This is a genomic window from Pseudomonas sp. TH15 (genome assembly GCF_016651105.1).
In the GTDB taxonomy this organism is placed as follows: Bacteria; Pseudomonadota; Gammaproteobacteria; order Pseudomonadales; family Pseudomonadaceae; genus Aquipseudomonas.
The window spans coordinates 4,436,256-4,451,761 of record NZ_JAEKEL010000001.1; the positions used below are offsets into that span (position 1 = coordinate 4,436,256).

Here is a 15,506-nt window from a genome sequence, read left to right on the forward strand (position 1 = left end):
AATGCGACTGGTTTTCCCCACTTTGATATTCACTGCCGTGGCACTGCTGTTGAATGCCGCTGGTGTGAATGCTGCACCGCAACACGCGTTGACCGTGTACGGCGAACCGGCGAAATATCCCACTGGTTTCAGTCATTTCGCCTACACCAACCCGCAAGCCCCCAAGGGTGGCACGATGCGGCGCTCGGCCATTGAAATCGGTCATTTCGACCATGTCCTGCCCTACATCGACAAGGGCATCGGCGTGACCCAGATCGATGGCCTGCTCTATTCTCCCCTGGCTCAGCGCTCGCTCGATGAACCCTATACCGTGTATGGCCTGGTAGCACAGAAAATGGAGCGCGCCGAGGACGGGTTGTCCCTGCGTTTCTACCTGAACCCCAAGGCCCGTTTCGCCGATGGCACGCCAATCACCGCAGAGGACGTGCGCTACACCTTCGACTTGCTGATGACCCAAGGCAGCCTGCGCTATCGCACCCAGTTCGCCGACGTCAAAGGCGTCGAAGTCGAGTCGCCATCAACCGTTCGGTTCGACTTCAAGAGCAACGAGAACCGTACCCTGCCCCTGGACATCGCGACGCTGCCGGTTTTTCCCGAGCACTGGTGGAAAACCCGCGACTTCGCCAGCGGCGGTGGTTACGAGCCACCACTTGGCAGCGGCCCGTATCGAGTGAGCAAAGTCGATGCCGGACGCAGCATCACGTTTGAGCGCAACGCCGACTGGTGGGGCAAGGACCTGCCGGTCAGCCGTGGCTTATATAACTTCGATCATTTTAGCCTCGAGTACTTTGGCGATACCGACGTCGCCCGCCAGGTGTTGCGCGGTGGTGCCTACGACTACAACCGCGAGTTCTCCGCCACCGGTTACTCCATCGGTTACGAAAGCCCGGCCCTGAGCGACGGTCGCCTGCAAAAGGCTCACTTGGCCACCGAAGCCCCGCAAACTGCCCAAGGCTTCGTCTTCAACCTGCAAAACCCGATGTTCCAGGATCGCCGTGTCCGCCAGGCCCTGGCCATGCTCTGGGATTTCGAATGGAGCAACCGGCAGATGATGCGCGACCTGTACATCCGCCAGCAGAGCTTCTTTTCCAATACCGACCTCGCCGCGCGCAAGCTTCCGGATGCAGCTGAACTGGCAATCCTCGAACCGTTGCGCGGGCAGATTCCCGACGAAGTCTTCACCCAGGTCTTCGAAGCACCGAAGACTGACGGCAGCGGCAATATCCGCGACAAACAATTGCAGGCCCTGGACTTGCTTGAACAGGCCGGCTGGAAACCCGACGGCGATCAACTAGTGAATGCCCAGGGCGAGCCGCTGAGCTTTACCTTCCTCACCAGCCAGAACGGCATCGACCGATTGCTGTTGCCGTACAAGCGCACGCTGAAACAGATCGGCATCGACCTCAACATTCGGCGCATCGACTCGTCCCAGTACGTCAACCGCCTGATGTCCAGAGACTACGACATGGTCATCACCGGTTACCCGGTGACCACCTCCCCCGGTAGCGAACTGGTCAACTACTTCGGTTCGTCCGCGGCCAACGATCCCGGCGCCAACAACTACATGGTGCTGAAGAACCCGGCGGTCGATACGCTGGTCAGCGGCCTGGTCCGCGCCACCACCCAGGCCGACATGCTGCGCTACGCCCATGCCCTGGACCGGGTACTGCAATGGAACTACTACTGGATTCCCAACTATTACCCACCCGGCAGTTCGACCGTGTGGTGGAATCGCTTCGGCATTCCCAGCGTGCAAGCGAGCAATGACGAAGCCATCGAGAGCTGGTGGGAAGTGAGTTCCACCCCGCTGACCAACGAACAGATGACCGCCGAACTGATCAAGCGCGGCAAATCCGGAGGGCCGCGCTGATGTGGGCTTACATACTGCGGCGCCTGCTGCTGATTATTCCGACGCTGGTCATCATTCTTCTGGTCAACTTCGTCATCGTCCAGGCCGCCCCCGGTGGCCCGGTGGAACAGGCGATCGCGCACTTGCAAGGCATCGGCGGCGCCGGTATCGGCGCAGGTTCCGGCGAGACCTTGCACGGCAGTTCCCGAGCCAGCCGAGGCCTCGATCCGCAACTGATCAAAGAGATCGAAAAACAGTACGGTTTCGACAAACCGGCACCGGAACGCTTGTGGTTGATGCTTAAAAGCTACGCGCGGCTGGACTTTGGCAAGAGCTTCTTCCGCGGCGCCACGGTTACCGACCTGATCCTGGAAAAAATGCCGGTGACCATTTCCCTCGGGCTCTGGGCCACGCTGATTACCTACCTGGTATCGATTCCACTGGGGATTCGCAAAGCTGTGCATCACGGCAGCCATTTCGATATCTGGAGCAGCACCGCGATCATCATCGGCTACGCCATGCCGGCGTTCCTGTTTGCCATGTTCCTGATCGTGGTGTTTGCTGGCGGCACATCGCTGAACTGGTTCCCGGTGCGCGGGCTGGTCTCGGACAACTTCGAGTCGCTGTCGACCGTGGGCAAAATCGCCGATTACTTCTGGCACCTGGTGTTGCCGGTTACGGCGCTGGTGATTGGCGGGTTCGCCACCCTGACCATCCTGACCAAAAACTCCTTTCTCAATGAAATTACCCGCCAGTACGTGGTCACCGCCCGAGCCAAAGGCTTGAGCGAACGCCGGGTGCTGTACGGCCATGTGTTTCGCAACGCGATGTTGCTGGTGGTGTCGGGGATTCCCCAGGCGTTTATCAGCGTGTTCTTTGCCGGCTCGTTGCTGATCGAGGTGATTTTCTCCCTCGATGGACTCGGCCGCATGAGCTATGAAGCAGCTGTGTCACGGGACTACCCGGTGGTGTTTGGTTCGTTGTTCATCTTCACGTTGTTCGGCCTGCTGATAAAACTGGTCGGCGACCTCTGCTACACCCTGGTCGATCCGCGCATCGACTTCGCCGCGAGGAATGCCTGATGTTCAAGCTCTCGCCGCTGGGCCGGCGCCGTTTTGAACGGTTCAAGAAAAACCGCCGTGGCTGGTGGTCGCTGTGGCTGTTTATCGGGTTGTTTCTGCTGACCCTCGGCGGCGAGATGATCGCCAACGACAAGCCGCTGATCGTCAGTTACCAGGGCTCGTTGTACTTCCCCGCATTCAAGCGCTACACCGAGCAGGAGTTCGGCGGGCAACTGCCGTTCCAGGCCGACTACCGCAGTGATTACGTACAGAAGCTGATCCAGAAGGACGGCGGCTGGCTGCTGTTCCCGCCGATCCCGTTCAGTGACGACACACCTAACTACGACCTGAATAAACCCGCGCCGAGCCCGCCGACGAAGGTCAACTGGCTGGGCACCGACGACCAGGCGCGGGATGTGCTGGCCCGAGTGATTTTCGGCGCGCGGGTGTCCATTCTGTTTGCCTTGATGCTGACATTTGTCAGTGCGTTGATCGGCATTGCCGCCGGTGCGCTGCAAGGCTATTACGGCGGCTGGATCGATCTGCTGGGCCAGCGCTTGCTGGAAGTCTGGTCCGGGCTGCCGGTGCTTTATCTTCTGATCATTCTGTCGGGGTTCGTCGAACCGAATTTCTGGTGGCTGCTGGGGATCATGGCGCTATTTTCCTGGCTGGCCCTGGTGGACGTGGTACGCGCCGAATTTCTGCGCGGACGCAACCTGGAATACGTCAAAGCTGCCCGGGCCCTGGGCCTGAGCGATCGCAAAGTGATCGTCCGGCACATATTGCCGAACGCCATGAACGCAACGCTGAGCTACTTGCCGTTCATCCTCACCGGTGCGATTTCGACCCTGACGGCCCTGGATTTTCTCGGCTTCGGCATGCCCGCAGGCAGCGCTTCATTGGGCGAACTGATCGGCCAGGGCAAGCAGAACCTGCAAGCGCCGTGGCTGGGCCTGACGGCGTTTTTCACCCTGGCGCTGATTCTTTCTTTGCTGGTGTTCATCGGCGAGGCATTGCGTGATGCCTTCGACCCAAGATCCTGATCCACGACTATGAGCCGGGCGATTGATATGAGTGACAACCTGATCGAAATCCGTGATCTCAGCGTGGCCTTCAGTGGCCAGACCGTGGTGCGCAAACTGTGCCTGGACATCCGCCCCGGCGAGTGTCTGGCGCTGGTGGGCGAGTCGGGTTCGGGCAAATCGGTGACGGCCCATTCGATCCTGCAACTGCTGCCGGAACTGGGCACCGAAACCACGGGCAGCATTCGTTATCGCGGCCAGGAACTGGTCGGTGCCGATGCCAAGGTCTTGCGTCAGTTACGCGGCAACCGGATCGCGATGATCTTTCAGGAACCGATGACCTCCCTGAACCCGCTGCACAGCATCGAAAAGCAGATCGGCGAAACCTTGCTGGTGCACAAAGGCTTGGCCGGCAAAGTGGCGCAAGCGCGAATTCTTGAACTGCTGGAACTGGTCGGCATCCAGAAACCCAAGGAGCGGCTCAAGGCCTACCCCCATCAACTGTCCGGCGGTCAGCGGCAACGGGTGATGATCGCGATGGCCCTGGCCTGTGAACCAGAACTGTTGATCGCCGACGAGCCGACCACGGCGCTGGACGTGACGGTGCAGCGCAAGATCCTGCTGCTGCTCAAATCCCTGCAACAGCGGCTCGGCATGTCGCTGCTGCTGATCAGTCATGACCTCAATCTGGTACGCAGCATCGCCCAGCGCGTGTGCGTGATGAAGGCCGGGGAAATCGTCGAACAGGCCTCTTGCGAAACGCTGTTCACCGAACCGAAGCACCCTTACAGCTGCGTGCTGCTCAATGCTGAACCGGAAGGCGAAGCCTTGCCCCGGGACGAGCGCGAGAAAGTGCTGGAAGTTGACAACCTGCAAGTACGATTCGCCATTGGCGGCGGGCTGTTCCAACGCAAGACCTATTTACACGCGGTGGATGGCATCAGCCTGAATGTCCAACGCGGCAAGACCTTGGGCATTGTTGGCGAGTCCGGCTCGGGCAAGTCCACCCTCGGCCAGGCGATCCTGCGCTTGCTCGACTCCGAAGGCAGTATTCGTTTTCAAGGCCAGGCACTGGACGGTCTCACGCAAAAGCAACTGCGGCCGTGGCGCAAGAAGATGCAGGTGGTGTTTCAGGACCCCTTCGGCAGCTTGAGCCCTCGGATGTCCGTGGCGCAGATCATCAGCGAAGGGCTGGAGGTGCATAGCCAACTGACCGCTGAAGAATGCAAAGCCGAAGTGATTCGGGCGCTGGAAGAAGTCGGCCTCGACCCGCAAAGCCGTCACCGCTATCCCCACGAGTTCTCCGGTGGCCAACGGCAACGCATCGCCATCGCCCGGGCGCTGGTGCTCAAGCCGGCGCTGATCCTGCTGGATGAACCGACCTCGGCCCTGGACCGTACCGTGCAAAAGCAAGTGGTCGCCCTGCTCCGCGACCTCCAGGAAAAGCATGGCCTGACGTACCTGTTTATCAGCCATGATCTGGCGGTGGTGCGAGCGCTGGCCCACGACATGATCGTGATCAAGGATGGCAAAGTGGTGGAAAGCGGGGCCAGCCACGACGTGTTCGATTCGCCGCAGCATCCGTATACCAAAGAGCTGTTGGCGGCGGCGCATCAGGGTTAGGCATCCTCTCGCGCCTGCCTTGGGATCGAGTCGCCTCTATCGCGGGCAGGCTCGCGCCTTCAGGGAATGCATTTCAAATGCAGGATTGAGCCTGCTCGCGATGAGGCCGGCATTGGCAACACACCATCAGGATCTGCCGTCATGAACACCACCGAAAGCCTCAAGGACTACCAGCGCGTTCGCATGCTGGCGATCCGTTCGTTGTTCGAAATCATCGAGCAATCGAGCGAAGGCACGGTGATTGTCGACCGCGACGCCAATATCGTCTGGATGAACGAACGCTACGCCCGGCGCTTCGGCCTGGCATCGGCAGAAGTCGCGATCGGCAAAGCCTGCGAAAGCGTGATCCCCGGCAGTCTGCTGCGCGAGGTGGTGCGCACTGGCCGGCCGATCCTGCTGGACATGCAGGACACCCCCAAAGAACCGCTGGTGGTGATGCGCCTACCGATTCATGACGATGCCGGCGCGGTGATCGGTGCCATCGGCTTCGCCTTGTTCGACGAATTGCGCAGCCTGTCGCCGATGCTTAAGCGCTACCTGAGCATGCAGGAAGAACTGGCGTCCACCCGTTCGCTGCTGCGCGCGCGGCAAGCCAAGTACAACTTTGCTCATTTCATCGGCACCAGCGCCGCCAGCCTGGAAGTTAAACGCCGGGCCCGGCGCAGTGCCAGCGCCGAGTCGCCGGTGTTGCTGCTCGGTGAAACCGGCACCGGCAAAGAGCTGCTGGCCCAGGCGATCCATGGCGCTTCGCCACGGGCGCACAAGGCGTTTGTCAGCATCAACAGCGCGGCGATTCCCGAATCATTGCTGGAGGCGGAGTTCTTCGGCACCGCCCCCGGCGCGTTTACCGGCGCGGACCGCAAAGGCCGGATCGGCAAATTGCAGATCGCCCAGGGCGGCACGTTGTTTCTTGATGAGATCGGCGACATGCCGCTGCCCCTGCAAAGCAAGTTGCTGCGGGTGTTGCAGGAAAAAGAATTCGAGCCGGTGGGCTCCAACGAAGTGATCCAGAGTGATGTGCGGGTGATTGCCGCGACCTCAACGGACCTGGAAGCGGCGATCAAACGCGGCGAATTTCGCGCCGATTTGTACTACCGCCTCAACGTGCTGCCGATCCACGTTCCGCCGCTACGCGACCGGCTCGACGATATTCCGGCCTTGAGCGAAGCGATCCTTGAAGAACTGCGCAGTCAGCATGAGCTGAACCGCGAAGCGCAGGAGTTGCTGGGTCAACATGCCTGGCCGGGGAACATTCGCGAGTTGCGCAACGTGCTGGAACGCGCAGCGCTGCTTAGTGATGACTTGATGCTGAATGCGGCGGATATCCGGGCGGCGATTGGTACGTTTACGCCGGTTGAGCGTGCGTCGACGCCGATGCTTGAGCCGCTGACTAACGAGACATTTGCGCAGGCGCGCGAGCGTTTTGACCGACAACTGATTCAGTCCACCCTCGTGCAATGCGCGGGCAAGGTACCGGAGGCTGCGGCTCGACTGGGACTGGGGCGCTCGACGCTGTACAAGAAAATGCTGACGTTGGGGATTGCAGAGTCTCAATAACGAGACTTTATCTCTTATTTGAGATTGGCCATTTCGAGATCAACAGATCGCAGCCTTCGGCAGCGCCTACAAGGGGTTCACATACTGCCGATGCAGGGGGTGCCGGAGGCTGCGATCTCTTGGTCTGCCAACAAAGTCTCCAAACGGAGACAAACCATTGAACAACTCTTCATAGAACCAATTTAAAAGCTTATAGATCAACAGCTTACGCATCTGGCACAGATCTGGCTTTACCCGCTCCCAGACCCGTTTCAACCACAAAAATAACAATTCCAGGAGACACACCCATGAGTGTGATCATTGCCTTGGCAGCCCTCGCGCTGCTGATGCTGGCTGCTTACCGTGGCTACAGCGTTATCCTCTTTGCCCCGATTGCCGCCCTCGGCGCCGTCCTGCTCACCGACCCTTCCGCCGTCGCCCCTGCGTTCACCGGGGTGTTCATGGAGAAAATGGTCGGCTTCATCAAACTGTATTTCCCGGTGTTCCTGCTCGGTGCGGTGTTCGGCAAGCTGATTGAGCTGTCGGGTTTCTCGCGCTCAATCGTCGCAGCGGCCATTCGCTTGCTCGGCACCCGCCAGGCCATGCTGGTGATCGTGTTGGTCTGCGCCCTGCTGACTTACGGTGGCGTGTCGCTGTTCGTGGTGGTGTTCGCGGTTTATCCGTTTGCGGCCGAGATGTTCCGCCAGAGCGATATCCCCAAGCGGCTGATCCCGGCGACCATCGCCCTCGGCGCGTTCTCCTTCACCATGGACGCCCTGCCCGGCACCCCGCAAATTCAGAACATCATCCCCAGCACCTTCTTCAACACCACCGCCTGGGCCGCGCCGTGGCTGGGGCTGATCGGGACGATTTTCGTGTTCTGCACCGGCATGCTGTTCCTCCAGCGCCAACGCAACAAAGCCCAACGGGCCGGCGAAGGCTACGGCACCGAGCTGCGCAACGAGCCGGAAACTGCTACAGATATCAAGCTGCCGAACCCTTGGATCGCCCTGTCGCCGCTGTTGATGGTCGGGGTCATGAACTTGCTGTTCACCCACTGGATTCCGCTGTGGTATGGCAAAACCCATACACTCGCGCTGCCGGGCATGGCTACGCCGGTGACCACCGAAATTGCCAAGCTCACAGCGATCTGGGCCGTTCAAGCAGCGTTATTGATCGGCATCATCATGGTGCTGGCGTTCGGCTTCCAGGCGATTCGCAGCAAGTTGGCCGAAGGCAGTAAAAGTGCGGTCAGCGGTGCATTGCTGGCGGCGATGAACACCGCTTCGGAATACGGCTTTGGCGCAGTGATCGCCTCTCTGCCAGGTTTCCTGGTACTGGCCGACTGGCTGAAAAGCATCCCCAATCCGCTGGTCAACGAAGCCATTACCGTGACCTTGCTGGCCGGCATCACCGGGTCCGCATCGGGCGGCATGAGCATCGCCTTGGCGGCGATGTCGGAGCAATTCATCAGCGCCGCCCACGCGGCCAATATTCCGCTGGAAGTGCTGCACCGGGTCGCCGCGATGGCGAGTGGCGGCATGGACACCCTGCCGCACAACGGCGCGGTGATTACCTTGCTGGCGGTGACCGGCCTGACGCACCGCGAAGCCTACAAAGACATTTTCTGTATTACGATCATCAAGACCCTGGCGGTTTTCGTGGTCATCGGTACTTTCTACGCCACTGGCATTGTGTGAGGCATTCATGACGAATCTTACTGGCAAGACCGCACTGGTCACCGGCTCCACTAGCGGCATCGGCCTGGGCATCGCCCTCAGCCTCGCCAAGGCTGGCGCCAACGTGGTCCTCAACGGTTTCGGCGACGCATCCAAGGTGATTGCCGAAGTGCAACAGTTTGGCGGCAAGGTCGGGCATCACCCGGCCGACGTCAGCAACCCGGAGCAAATCGCCGAGATGATTGCCTACGCAGAACGTACGTTCGGTGGCATCGACATTCTGGTGAACAACGCCGGCATCCAGCATGTGGCTGCGGTGGAAGACTTCCCCGTAGAGCGCTGGGATTCGATCATCGCGATCAACCTGTCGGCGGTGTTCCACAGCACGCGCCTTTGCCTGCCGCGTATGCGCGCCAAAAATTGGGGGCGAATCATCAACATTGCCTCGGTTCACGGTCAGGTCGGGTCGGTGGGCAAAGCGGCGTATGTCGCAGCCAAGCATGGGGTGATCGGGTTGACCAAGGTCGTTGGCCTTGAAACCGCGACGACCCAAGTGACCTGCAACGCTATCTGCCCAGGCTGGGTGCTGACGCCGCTGGTGCAGAAACAGATCGACGATCGCGCCGCCACCGGGATCGACCCGCAGCAAGCGCAGCACGATTTGCTGGCCGAGAAGCAGCCTTCGCTTGAGTTCGTGACGCCGCCGCAACTGGGCGAACTGGTGCTGTTTTTGTGCAGCGAGGCCGGCAGTCAGGTGCGCGGTGCGGCGTGGAATATTGATGGTGGGTGGTTGGCGCAGTAGTCCACCGGCAGTCCGCGTCATCGTTCATCGCGGGCAAGCCACGCGATTGGATCTGAAGATAAAACAAGAGGCAAACAATGTCCGACATCCTTTGGCAACCCGAGGCCAACCGTATCGCCCAGTCGCGCCTGGATACTTTCCGGCGCGCCATCAACGAGCGCCACGGGCTCGACCTGGCCAGTTACGACGAACTCCACACCTGGAGCGTCGAACAGCGTGAAGCCTTCTGGCAGGCGATCGTCGATCAATTCGACATCCGCTTTCACAGCCAACCCGACGCGGTGCTGCGCGAGGGCTTACAAATGCCCAGCGCCGAATGGTTTTCCGGCGCTACCCTGAATTTTGCCGAACACCTGCTGCGCCGCCGCGACGATGCCGTGGCGGTGGTCGCCGTCGCGGAAAACGGCCAGCGCGAGCAACTGACCTGGGCCGAACTGGCGCAACACGTCGCCGGCTTCCAGAACAGTTTGCAAGCAGCCGGCGTCGGCCTCGGCGATCGGGTGGCAGCGTGCATGCCCAACACTTGGCAAACGTTGGTGGCGATGCTCGCGACCACCAGCCTCGGCGCTATCTGGTCCTGTTCGTCGCCAGACTTTGGCACCCATGGCGTGATTGACCGTTTCGGCCAGATCGAGCCGAAGGTGTTGATCACCTGCGCCGGCTATCGCTATGCCGGCAAAGAGATTGACCAGACCGGCAAACTCAACGAAATCCTCCAACAACTGCCCTCTCTGCGGCAGTTGATCATCGTCCCCTACGCCCGTGCACAAGCGCGCAGCGAGGATTACCGAACCAGCGCCAACGTCACGCTATGGAACGACTTTTATCAGCCCGGCGACGAGCCGCGGTTCATCCCGGTACCGTTTGATCACCCGCTGTACATCCTCTATTCCAGCGGCACCACCGGCGTGCCGAAATGCATCATCCACAGCACCGGCGGCGTGCTGCTGCAACACGTCAAGGAACACGGCTTGCATTGCGATCTCGGCCCCGGCAGCCGTTTGTTCTACTACACCACCTGCGGCTGGATGATGTGGAACTGGCTGGTCTCGGCCCTGGCGGTCGGCAGCGCCATCGTGTTGTACGACGGCTCACCGTTTCATCCAGGCCCTGAACGTTTGATCGACCTGATCGACGACGAGCGCATCAACGTCTTCGGCACCAGCCCCAAGTTCCTTGCGACCCTGGAAAGCAGCGGCCTGAAACCTCGACTGAGCCACGACCTGAGCAGCCTGAAAACCCTGCTCTGCACCGGTTCGGCGTTGTCACCGCAGAGTTACGATTTCGTCTATCGCGACTTCAAATCTGACGTGTGCCTGGCCTCGATGTCCGGCGGCACCGATATCGTTTCGTGCTTCGTCAACGGCAACCCGATGTCCGCGGTGCGGCGTAGCGAGATGATGGGCAAGAGCCTGGGCATGGCGGTCGAGGTCTGGAACGACGCCGGTCAAGCGGTGATCGGCGAAAAAGGTGAGCTGGTGTGCACCCGGCACTTTCCGGCGATGCCGATTGGCTTATGGAACGACCCGACTGGGGAAAAACTTCGCGCCTCGTATTTCAGCCAGTTCCCCGGCGTCTGGGCTCAGGGCGACTACGCAGAACAACTGCCCCACGGCGCAATGATGATTCACGGGCGTTCCGACGCCGTACTCAACCCCGGTGGCGTGCGCATTGGCACGGCGGAAATTTACCGGCAGGTGGAGAAAGTACCGCAGGTGCTGGACAGCGTGGCCATCGGTCAGCAGTGGCAGGATGACGTGCGGGTGGTGCTGTTCGTGCGGTTGAAAGACGGCATCGTTCTTGATGAATCACTGCAGCAGCAGATTCGCCAAGTGATCCGCGCCAACACCACGCCTCGGCATGTGCCGGCCAAGATCCTGGCGGTGACGGACATTCCTCGCACCATCAGCGGCAAGGTGGTGGAGTTGGCGGTAAGGAATGTGGTGCATGGGCAACCGGTGAAAAACACCGATGCCCTGGCCAATCCCGAGGCGCTGGAACAATTTCGCAATCGCCCAGAGCTCACGGACTAGAACGCAAATCTATTGTGGGAGCGAGCTTGCTCGCGATAGCGGACTGTCAGTCGACATTTATGCTGAACGACATGACGCTATCGCGAGCAAGCTCGCTCCCTCATTATTTGACCGGTGTCAGTCCAGGAGTCCCCATTCACCGGGCGGTGGCTGTGGGCCCGGTACTGCATCGGCATGCAACTTCAACCGCAGCCGCAAGTTGTTCAGCGAATCCGCATGTTTCAACGCCTCGTCCTCACTGATCGCCCCCTCCACAACCAACGCATACAGCGCCCCGTCAAACGTCTGCATCCCCAGCTCCACCGACTTCTCCATGATCCCCTTGAGCTCATCAAATTCATTGCGCCGAATCAGGTCGGCAATGGTCGGCGTCCCCAGCATCACTTCCACCGCCGCCCGGCGTTGACCGTCGAGTGTGCGCACTAGCCGTTGAGAAACGAAGGCCTTGAGGTTGTTGGCCAGGTCATGCAGCAGTTGCTCCCGGCGCTCCTGCGGGAAGAAATTGATAATGCGGTCCAGCGCCTGGTTGGCGTTGTGGGCATGCAACGTGGAGATCACCAGATGGCCGGTGTCGGCAAACGTCAAGGCATGCTCCATGGTTTCGCGGTCGCGAATTTCACCGATCAGTACCACATCAGGTGCCTGGCGCAGGGTATTTTTCAATGCCGTATGAAAACTGCGGGTATCGACGCCGACTTCCCGCTGGTTGATGATCGATTTCTTGTGGCGATGGATATATTCCACCGGGTCTTCGATGGTGATGATATGGCCGCTGCTGTGACGATTGCGGTAATCGATCAAAGCCGCCAGGGACGTGGATTTTCCCGAATCGGTCGCGCCGACGAAGAGCATCAGCCCTTGTTTGAGCATCACGGTGTCGAGCAGTACGGGCGGCAGGTTGAGGTCTTCGAAGCGCGGAATGTCGAGTTTGATGTTGCGCGCCACGATCGATACGTCATTGCGCTGTTTGAAGATGTTGACCCGGAAGCGTCCGACCCCGGCCAGGGAGATAGCCAGGTTCATTTCCAGTTCTCGCTCGAACTCCAATCGCTGTTCGGCATCCATGATGGACGCGGCAATGGCAGCGACTTCCCCTGGTTTGAACCGTTGATCAGACAAGGATTTGAGCACACCGTCGAACCGTGCACTGGGTGGCGCGCCAGTGGAAAGGTAAAGATCGGAGCCCTCCTGGCTCGCCAGTTGCCGCAACAGCACATCGATTTCCATGGCAAAAAACACCCGCGAAGCATTCAATTGGCAAACATGGCTCACTGTCGTGACACAACGAGCTTTTAAGCGTCTATCGTCCTGCAAGCATAGTAGACGCCGCCCCACCGACTTACGCCCAGGATACAAGTGATGAACGCTGCACCCACCAACGACGATGCCACGGCACTGATTGCCCGCACAGACTGGAGCAACAGCCCGCTCGGTGAGGCCGGTACCTGGCCGCAGAGCCTGCGTACGGCGGTGGACATCGTGCTTCACTCGCCGATGCCAATGCTGCTGTTGTGGGGGCCGCACCTGACGCAGATCTATAACAATGGCTTTGCGATGCTCGCCGGCAGCAAGCATCCGCACGCTTTCGGACAGCCGGCGCACCTGATATGGCCAGAACTTCGCGACTTCACTGACCCGATTTACAGCGCCGTCCTACAAGGCCAAGTGCGCACCTACAGCGAACGGCGCTTTACCCTGCAACGTGATGGGAAAGAATCCGACTTCTGGCTGGACCTGACCTACAGCCCGATCCGCGACGAAACCGCGCAAGTGGCTGGCATTCTGGTCACGGCCATCGAAACCAACGAACGGCGACGCATCGCGCTGGAGCTGCAACAACGCTCCGATGAAAGCCTCAGGGTTCAGCGCGAAACCGAAGAGCGCCTGCAATTGGCACTGGCGGCCACCGACGCCGTCGGCACCTGGGATTGGGACATCGGCGAAGACCGTTTCATCGCTGACGCGCATTTTGCCCAGTTGCATGGCATCGATCCGGCGCAGGCTGGCCAGTTGCCGATCAGTGATTACCTGCATGGCGTCCACCCGGAAGACCGGGCGATGATTGCCCGCAGCATCAAGCATTGCATCACCCACGGCACCGAGTACGCCGAGGAATATCGCTTGCTGCAACCCGACGGCCAGTTGCGCTGGGTGTTTGCCCGGGGTCGTTGCTACAAGGACCACCATGGCCGGCCGATGCGCTTTCTCGGCGCAGCCCTCGACCTGACTGAACGCAAACACACTGAACAAGCCTTGCGCCAGAGCCAGACTGAGCTGCAGTTGATCATCAACGCCATGCCGATCCTGATCAGCTACGTCGACCGCGAGGAACGCTTCCGCCTGAACAACGCCGCGTACCTCGACTGGTACGGCCTGACGCCTCAGGAGCTGTTTGGCAAAACCATCCATGAAGTGCTCGGTGACGAGAACTATTCCACCCGCGCCCACTACGTTGCCGAGGCGCTGGCCGGCCGGCCCTGCTCGTTCAGTATCGACACCCCGCATCGGGACGGCAGTATCCGCAGTGCCCTGATGAATTACTTGCCACGACACGGCTCAGACGGCTCGGTCAACGGTTTCTACATCTTCGTGATCGACGAAACCGAGCGTAAAGAAACCGAAGAAGCCCTGCGCAACCTCAATGAAACCCTCGAAGAGCGCGTGATCGCTCGTACGCAACAATTAGCCGAGGCCAATCAACGCCTGCAAAACGAGATGTTCGAGCGCGAGCGTGCCGAAGACGCGTTACGGCATGCGCAGAAGATGGAAGCGGTGGGTCAACTCACCGGCGGTATCGCCCATGACTTCAACAACATGCTCACCGGGATTATCGGCAGTCTCGACCTGATGCAGCGCTACATCGCCGATGGGCGCACCGCCGAGATCGGCCGTTTCACCGAAGCGGCGGTGTCCTCCGCCAACCGGGCAGCGGCCCTGACTCACCGCCTGCTGGCGTTCTCCCGCCGTCAGTCGCTGGACCGCAAACCGCTGAACGCCAATGAGTTGATTCATTCGCTCGAAGACCTGCTCAGCCGCACCAAGGGCGACCATATCGAGCTCATGCTGCAACTGGCCGACGATGTGTGGTCGGTCAGTACTGACGTCAGCCAACTGGAAAACGCCCTGCTCAACCTGGTGATCAACGCCCGGGACGCGATGCCCGATGGCGGCCGGTTGCTGATCGAAACGGCCAACGTCTACCTCGACGGCAGCGACAGCACGTCGCTCGAAGCAGTCAAGGCCGGGGACTATCTGATGATTGCCGTCAGCGACAACGGCACTGGCATGACACCGTCGGTGTTGGCCAAGGCGTTCGAGCCGTTCTTCACCACCAAACCCATCGGCCAGGGCACGGGCCTGGGGTTGTCGATGATCTACGGCTTTGCCCAGCAGTCAGGCGGACATGTCAGCCTCGACAGCCTGCCGGGCCAAGGCACCTGCGTACGCCTGTATTTGCCACGGTTGCACCTCGGTGCGCCGCAAGACACGTTGCTGCCGGTGACTGGCGACGCGCCCTCGGCGATTGCCGGCGAAACGGTGGTGCTGGTGGAAGACGATCCGGCGGTGCGCATGCTGGTGCTCGATTTGCTCAATGAGCTGGGCTATCACGCCCATGAAGCCGAAGACGCCAGGGCGGCCCTGCCTTTGCTCGAGTCCGACTTGCGCGTGGACCTGTTGGTGACCGACGTCGGGCTGCCGGGGATGAATGGCCGGCAACTGGCGGAAATCGCCCGTCAGCATCGCCCGGACCTCAAAGTGTTGTTTATGACGGGTTACGCGGAGAAAGCCGCCGAACGCCAGGGTTTCCTGGAGGAAGGCATGGACATGGTGGCCAAACCGTTTTCCATCGACCTGCTGGCCAACAAGATTCGCACGATGATCGGCCAACCAGAGTGAGTTG

The 15,506-nt window shown here is 60.3% G+C and carries 10 protein-coding genes; 9 read left to right on the forward strand and 1 reads right to left on the reverse strand.

Annotated elements, in window-relative coordinates; all coding sequences use genetic code 11:
• Position 1 precedes the first annotated feature (1 nt).
• From JFT87_RS19990 to JFT87_RS20025, 8 genes are all read left to right on the forward strand, one after another.
• The gene (locus JFT87_RS19990) at positions 2 to 1,870 is read left to right on the forward strand and encodes an extracellular solute-binding protein (RefSeq protein WP_201204010.1); all 1,869 of its coding nucleotides are present in this window, start codon (positions 2 to 4) and stop codon (positions 1,868 to 1,870) included.
• Positions 1,870 to 2,931, forward strand: a complete 1,062-nt coding sequence (locus JFT87_RS19995) for a microcin C ABC transporter permease YejB (protein WP_201204011.1) — start codon at positions 1,870 to 1,872, stop codon at positions 2,929 to 2,931. The genes JFT87_RS19990 and JFT87_RS19995 overlap by 1 nt, the downstream gene beginning before the upstream one ends.
• Positions 2,931 to 3,953: an ABC transporter permease gene (locus JFT87_RS20000; RefSeq protein WP_201204012.1), complete on the forward strand. Its 1,023-nt coding sequence runs from the start codon at positions 2,931 to 2,933 to the stop codon at positions 3,951 to 3,953. Before JFT87_RS19995 ends, JFT87_RS20000 begins: the two co-directional genes overlap by 1 nt.
• A 27-nt stretch (positions 3,954 to 3,980) precedes the next feature.
• On the forward strand, positions 3,981 to 5,555 hold the full coding sequence (locus tag JFT87_RS20005) for an ABC transporter ATP-binding protein (protein ID WP_201204013.1): 1,575 nt from the start codon (positions 3,981 to 3,983) through the stop codon (positions 5,553 to 5,555).
• A gap of 141 nt (positions 5,556 to 5,696) precedes the next feature.
• Complete coding sequence (locus JFT87_RS20010) at positions 5,697 to 7,112, forward strand: sigma-54 interaction domain-containing protein (protein WP_201204015.1); 1,416 nt, start codon at positions 5,697 to 5,699, stop codon at positions 7,110 to 7,112.
• Between the two features lie 287 nt (positions 7,113 to 7,399).
• Positions 7,400 to 8,791, forward strand: coding sequence for a GntP family permease (locus tag JFT87_RS20015; protein ID WP_201204017.1), 1,392 nt, complete (start codon positions 7,400 to 7,402; stop codon positions 8,789 to 8,791).
• A 7-nt stretch (positions 8,792 to 8,798) separates the two neighbouring features.
• Positions 8,799 to 9,572, forward strand: a complete 774-nt coding sequence (locus tag JFT87_RS20020) for a 3-hydroxybutyrate dehydrogenase (protein WP_201204019.1) — start codon at positions 8,799 to 8,801, stop codon at positions 9,570 to 9,572.
• A gap of 77 nt (positions 9,573 to 9,649) precedes the next feature.
• Positions 9,650 to 11,605 (forward strand): acetoacetate--CoA ligase, encoded by a 1,956-nt coding sequence (locus JFT87_RS20025; RefSeq protein WP_201204021.1) that lies wholly within the window; start codon positions 9,650 to 9,652, stop codon positions 11,603 to 11,605.
• A gap of 117 nt (positions 11,606 to 11,722) precedes the next feature.
• Here the strand turns inward: JFT87_RS20025 and JFT87_RS20030 are convergent, their stop codons facing one another.
• Entirely contained in the window at positions 11,723 to 12,832 is a 1,110-nt protein-coding gene (locus JFT87_RS20030) for a PilT/PilU family type 4a pilus ATPase (protein ID WP_201204023.1), read from the reverse strand.
• Positions 12,833 to 12,964: 132 nt separating this feature from the next.
• Between JFT87_RS20030 and JFT87_RS20035 the strand changes: the two genes are divergently transcribed.
• Positions 12,965 to 15,502 carry a PAS domain-containing hybrid sensor histidine kinase/response regulator gene (locus JFT87_RS20035; RefSeq protein WP_201204025.1) on the forward strand — a complete coding sequence of 846 codons (2,538 nt, stop codon included), beginning with the start codon at positions 12,965 to 12,967 and terminating at the stop codon, positions 15,500 to 15,502.
• The last annotated feature ends 4 nt before the right edge of the window (positions 15,503 to 15,506 follow it).